This is a genomic window from Xenorhabdus entomophaga, from assembly GCF_037996725.1.
Lineage (GTDB): Bacteria > Pseudomonadota > Gammaproteobacteria > Enterobacterales > Enterobacteriaceae > Xenorhabdus > Xenorhabdus khoisanae.
In genome coordinates, this window is the sequence record NZ_JBBMXH010000574.1 from 1 (window position 1) to 215 (window position 215).

1 protein-coding gene is annotated in these 215 nt (G+C 39.5%); it reads right to left on the reverse strand.

Annotated elements, in window-relative coordinates; genetic code table 11:
- Positions 1 to 88: 88 nt before the first annotated feature.
- Positions 89 to 215: transposase (locus tag AAC854_RS24110; RefSeq protein ID WP_340619233.1), on the reverse strand; the 127-nt coding region annotated here is incomplete at its 5' end.

The window sequence follows — 215 nt, forward strand, 5'->3', positions numbered from 1 at the left end:
ACACAAATGGAGTGGGGCAAAAGCGATAAGAAGACAAAAAAGATGTTCAGTTGATGAGTTGTTCACCGAGCACATCGAATGTGTCAGGTTATGTTGATTCTGCTATATATTGGCAACAATGATTGCGTGTCACCGTTTCATGTAATGATTGCCATAACCGTTCTATTTTATTCAACCACGGAGAATAAACGGGGAGAAATAACAGGGTTACTGTT